Genomic DNA, 5,913 nt, shown 5'->3' with positions numbered 1-5,913 from the left:
GGAATAGAGAGCTGACGATGACCTACTCTCACATGGGCGGACCCACACTACCATTGGCGCTACGATGTTTCACTTCTGAGTTCGGGAAGGGATCAGGTGGTGCCATCGCGCTATTGTCGTCAGCAAAGGGGGTTAGATATGAGTCTGTTATTTTTATTGTTTGACGTCAAGGTTTACCTTGTTGTCGACCAACTGTAACCTAACTGAATCAAGGTTAAAGGTGATATCGAAATATTCTTTCTTTATTCTATAAGCCACTACAGCTTATACAAGATAGATTAATTAGACTTGGATACAAACCACTTGGGTGTTGTATGGTCAAGCCAAACGAGCAATTAGTACAGGTTAGCTACATGCATCGCTGCACTTCCACACCCTGCCTATCAACGTCCTAGTCTTGAACGGCTCTTTAGGGAAATCTAATCTTGAGGTGGGCTTCCCGCTTAGATGCTTTCAGCGGTTATCCCATCCGAACGTAGCTACCGGGCAATGCCACTGGCGTGACAACCCGAACACCAGAGGTTCGTCCACTCTGGTCCTCTCGTACTAGGAGCAGATCCTCTCAAATTTCCAACGCCCACGGTAGATAGGGACCGAACTGTCTCACGACGTTCTAAACCCAGCTCGCGTACCTCTTTAAATGGCGAACAGCCATACCCTTAGGACCTGCTTCAGCCCTAGGATGAGATGAGCCGACATCGAGGTGCCAAACACCGCCGTCGATATGAACTCTTGGGCGGTATCAGCCTGTTATCCCCAGAGTACCTTTTATCCGTTGAGCGATGGCCCTTCCATACAGAACCACCGGATCACTAAGACCTACTTTCGTACCTGCTCGACTTGTGGGTCTCGCAGTTAAGCGCGCTTTTGCCTTTATACTCTACGACCGATTTCCGACCGGTCTGAGCGCACCTTCGTACTCCTCCGTTACTCTTTAGGAGGAGACCGCCCCAGTCAAACTACCCACCATACATTGTCCTCGGTATTGTTATACCTGAGTTAGAACCCCAACATGACCAGGGTGGTATTTCAAGATTGGCTCCACCAAGACTAGCGTCTCGGCTTCAAAGCCTCCCACCTATCCTGCACAAGTCAGGTCAAAGTTCAATGTAAAGCTGTAGTAAAGGTTCACGGGGTCTTTCCGTCTAGCCGCGGGTACACAGCATCTTCACTGCGATTTCGATTTCACTGAGTCTCTGCTGGAGACAGCGCTGCCATCATTATGTCATTCGTGCAGGTCGGAACTTACCCGACAAGGAATTTCGCTACCTTAGGACCGTTATAGTTACGGCCGCCGTTTACTGGGGCTTCGATCAAGAGCTTCGCTTACGCTAACCCCATCAATTAACCTTCCAGCACCGGGCAGACATCACACCCTATACGTCCACTTTCGTGTTTGCAGAGTGCTGTGTTTTTAATAAACAGTTGCAGCAGCCTGGTATCTGCGACTGCCAACAGCTCAAGGAGCAAGTCCTATCACCATCAACAGCGTACCTTCTCCCGAAGTTACGGTACCATTTTGCCTAGTTCCTTCAGCAGAGTTCTCTCAAGCGCCTTGGTATTCTCTACCTGATCACCTGTGTCGGTTTAGGGTACGATTCGTTTATAACTATTGCTTAGAAGCTTTTCCTGGAAGCATGGTATTTGCCACTTCACTGTACAAGTACAGCTTGCTATCAGATCTCAGCCATATAACAACCCGGATTTACCTAAGTTGTAAGCCTACATCCTTTCACCTGGACAACCAACGCCAGGCTGACATAACCTTCTCCGTCCCTCCATCGCATTATAAACAAGTATCGGAATATTAACCGATTTCCCATCGACTACGCCTTTCGGCCTCGCCTTAGGGGTCGACTCACCCAGCCCCGATTAACGTTGGACTGGAACCCTTGATCTTCCGGCGTGCGAGCTTTTCACTCGCATTATCGTTACTCACGTCAGCATTCGCTCTTGTGATACCTCCAGCATGCTTTACAACACACCTTCACAGGCTTACACAACGCTCCCCTACCACTTGAAAACAAATTCAAATCCGCAGCTTCGGCTCCTAGTTTGAGCCCCGTTACATCTTCCGCGCGGGCCGACTCGACTAGTGAGCTATTACGCTTTCTTTAAAGGATGGCTGCTTCTAAGCCAACCTCCTAGCTGTCTATGCCTTCCCACCTCGTTTCCCACTTAACTAGGAATTTGGGGCCTTAGCTGGCGGTCTGGGTTGTTTCCCTCTCCACAATGGACGTTAGCACCCACTGTGTGTCTCCCGGATATCACTCATCGGTATTCGGAGTTTGCATCGGTTTGGTAAGTCGGTATGACCCCCTAGCCGAAACAGTGCTCTACCCCCAATGGTGTTCGTCCGAGGCGCTACCTAAATAGCTTTCGGGGAGAACCAGCTATCACCGAGTTTGATTAGCCTTTCACCCCTATCCACAAGTCATCCCCTGGCTTTTCAACGACAGTGGGTTCGGTCCTCCGGTGCCTGTTACGGCACTTTCAACCTGCTCATGGATAGATCACTCGGTTTCGGGTCTATGCCCTGCAACTAAACGCCCTATTAAGACTCGGTTTCCCTACGGCTCCCCTAAACGGTTAACCTTGCTACAGAACATAAGTCGCTGACCCATTATACAAAAGGTACGCAGTCACCCCAATAAATTGAGGCTCCTACTGCTTGTACGCACACGGTTTCAGGTTCTATTTCACTCCCCTCACAGGGGTTCTTTTCGCCTTTCCCTCACGGTACTGGTTCACTATCGGTCAGTCAGGAGTATTTAGCCTTGGAGGATGGTCCCCCCATCTTCAAACAGGATTTCTCGTGCCCCGCTCTACTTAATATGTTAACTCTAATGTTTCGAATACAGGACTATCACCTACTACGGTCAGCTTTCCCACGCTGTTCTTCTACATTAGAATTAATCGGCTTCTCCCCGTTCGCTCGCCGCTACTAGGGGAATCTCATTTGATGTCTATTCCTAAGGGTACTGAGATGTTTCACTTCCCCTCGTTCGCTTCCTAATAAATTAGGATACCTACCTTATGGTAAGTGGGTTTCCCCATTCAGAAATCTCCGGATCACAGGATATTGCCGCCTCCCCGAAGCTTATCGCAGGCTGTCACGTCTTTCATCGCCTCTGACTGCCAAGGCATCCACCATGTGCGCTTCATTACTTGACCATACAACCCCAAGTAGTCTTTCGACTTCAAAGTGTCATACACTCTAATTATGATAACGATATCACCTATGTTTATACGCTTGATTCAGTTCTCTTTACTTTTTTTAATAATCAACCCCTGGGATAACAACTGATGTCGTTAAGAGGTCGATTATTAAGGTTAAGAAGTGCGCGTGAACACGCGCTTCCTAACCCAGACTCATATCTATGTTTTTAAATAGTTTCTATGCTCTCATCGAGTCACAGATTCTGTATAAAACAGAAAGAAGTAATCTTATACAAATCACTTGTTTCTATTTGATACCTATTTTATTTATTCGCATTTAAAGCTTACTGACCGTCTATAGTGTGGTGGAGCCAAACGGAGTCGAACCGTTGACCTCCTGCGTGCAAGGCAGGCGCTCTACCAACTGAGCTATGGCCCCATGTAAAATGGTGGGTCTAAGTGGACTTGAACCACTGACCCCCGCGTTATCAACACGGTGCTCTAACCAGCTGAGCTACAGACCCAATTACGCTTATATAAAACGTAAGCTTAAACTAAAGAACAACTTGTTGTGAATTCTTGCTGACCGAATGTCATCTATAAGGAGGTGATCCAGCCGCAGGTTCCCCTACGGCTACCTTGTTACGACTTCACCCCAGTCATCAACCACACCGTGGTGAACGCCTCCCCGAAGGTTAAGCTATCCACTTCTGGTGCAATCAACTCCCATGGTGTGACGGGCGGTGTGTACAAGGCCCGGGAACGTATTCACCGCGGCATTCTGATCCGCGATTACTAGCGATTCCTACTTCATGGAGTCGAGTTGCAGACTCCAATCTGGACTACGATAGGCTTTTTGAGATTCGCATCACATCGCTGTGTAGCTGCCCTCTGTACCTACCATTGTAGCACGTGTGTAGCCCTGGTCGTAAGGGCCATGATGACTTGACGTCGTCCCCGCCTTCCTCCAGTTTGTCACTGGCAGTATCCTTAGAGTTCCCGGCTTAACCCGCTGGTAACTAAGGACAAGGGTTGCGCTCGTTGCGGGACTTAACCCAACATCTCACGACACGAGCTGACGACAGCCATGCAGCACCTGTATTCTAATTCCCGAAGGCACTCCCGCATCTCTGCAGGATTCTAGATATGTCAAGACCAGGTAAGGTTCTTCGCGTTGCATCGAATTAAACCACATGCTCCACCGCTTGTGCGGGCCCCCGTCAATTCATTTGAGTTTTAACCTTGCGGCCGTACTCCCCAGGCGGTCTACTTATTGCGTTAGCTGCGTCACTAAGTCCTCAAGGGACCCAACGACTAGTAGACATCGTTTACGGCGTGGACTACCAGGGTATCTAATCCTGTTTGCTACCCACGCTTTCGAGCCTCAGTGTCAGTATGATGCCAGAAGGCTGCCTTCGCCATCGGTATTCCTCCAGATCTCTACGCATTTCACCGCTACACCTGGAATTCTACCTTCCTCTCACCTACTCTAGCCTGACAGTTTCAGATGCAGTTCCCAGGTTAAGCCCGGGGATTTCACATCTGACTTATCAAGCCACCTACGCTCGCTTTACGCCCAGTAATTCCGATTAACGCTTGCACCCTCTGTATTACCGCGGCTGCTGGCACAGAGTTAGCCGGTGCTTATTCTGCAGCTAATGTCATCGTCTCCGGGTATTAACCGAAGAGTCTTCTTCACTGCTTAAAGTGCTTTACAACCAAAAGGCCTTCTTCACACACGCGGCATGGCTGGATCAGGGTTTCCCCCATTGTCCAATATTCCCCACTGCTGCCTCCCGTAGGAGTCCGGGCCGTGTCTCAGTCCCGGTGTGGCTGATCATCCTCTCAGACCAGCTACAGATCGTCGCCATGGTAGGCCTTTACCCCACCATCTAGCTAATCCGACTTAGGCTCATCTAATAGCGAGAGCAACAAGTTGCCCCCTTTCTCCCGTAGGTCGTATGCGGTATTAATTCGAGTTTCCCCGAGCTATCCCCCACTACTAGGTAGATTCCTAAGTATTACTCACCCGTCCGCCGCTCGACGCCTGATAGCAAGCTATCATCGTTTCCGCTCGACTTGCATGTGTTAAGCCTGCCGCCAGCGTTCAATCTGAGCCATGATCAAACTCTTCAGTTTAATCTTGCTATGAAGTCCTTTAAAGAGACTTCTAAACTTGGCTCATTTAATCTGGCAATTACGCTCTCGTATGTTTCATTTAATGAATTAACTTTGAGTTTTCTTGCTGTCTTAAATGATAATTTTTATAGTTAGAATTCTATCGAAAAGATAGTCAACCAACTTTATTTTTTAACATTCTGAATCAGCAAAAATCCACACAAGTTGTTCTTTAGTTATGCTTTTAAATAGTGCTCAATCACTGTCGTCCAGTAACCGATATATAGGGTGTTGCTTTTCGCTATCTACTCTCAAACCGTTGTGGCTTAAGCTATCTAGCGAGCCGACTATCTTATCACGAATGATGAGTTTGTCAAGCTTGTTTTTTAATTTGTTTCAGTAAGTTAGCTGGCCAATTTAGTAGTGATGTATCACTCTTTATTAACTGCTTTGCCTTAATGAGGTGCGTATTATAGACGCTTTAAATGTGAAGTCAAGAAGTATTTTTAACTGGTTTTAACTTTCTTTCTCACTATGAAGACTTTGGTTAAAACTGGTTTGGCTAAATTAGTTTTAAAGATATAGTCTATCTATAATTCCTAATTACCACCCCTTCCGACTGGGACGCATTATACG

Annotated in this window: 2 tRNA genes and 3 rRNA genes; all 5 read right to left on the bottom strand. The window is 47.7% G+C overall.

The features are described 5' to 3' along the window. Positions 1-9: 9 nt before the first annotated feature. The 5 genes from rrf to M917_RS01120 all read right to left on the bottom strand — a co-directional run bounded on the left by rrf (position 10) and on the right by M917_RS01120 (position 5,298). Positions 10-124: ribosomal RNA gene (gene rrf, locus M917_RS01140) — 5S ribosomal RNA — on the bottom strand. 190 nt (positions 125-314) lie between these two features. Continuing rightward, a 23S ribosomal RNA gene (locus M917_RS01135) occupies positions 315-3,174 on the bottom strand. A 348-nt stretch (positions 3,175-3,522) separates the two neighbouring features. Beyond that, positions 3,523-3,598: transfer RNA gene (locus tag M917_RS01130), tRNA-Ala, on the bottom strand. A gap of 8 nt (positions 3,599-3,606) precedes the next feature. Next, a tRNA-Ile gene (locus M917_RS01125) sits at positions 3,607-3,683 on the bottom strand. Between the two features lie 76 nt (positions 3,684-3,759). Further along, positions 3,760-5,298, bottom strand: a 16S ribosomal RNA gene (locus M917_RS01120). The 16S, 23S and 5S rRNA genes sit together here with 2 tRNA genes alongside, the layout of an rRNA operon. Between the last annotated feature and the right edge of the window lie 615 nt (positions 5,299-5,913).

Origin of the sequence: Psychrobacter aquaticus CMS 56, assembly GCF_000471625.1 — a bacterium.
GTDB classification, from domain to species: domain Bacteria; phylum Pseudomonadota; class Gammaproteobacteria; order Pseudomonadales; family Moraxellaceae; genus Psychrobacter; species Psychrobacter aquaticus.
Note: the sequence above shows the minus strand (reverse complement) of the source record. Positions and strands in the feature narration are given on the sequence as shown.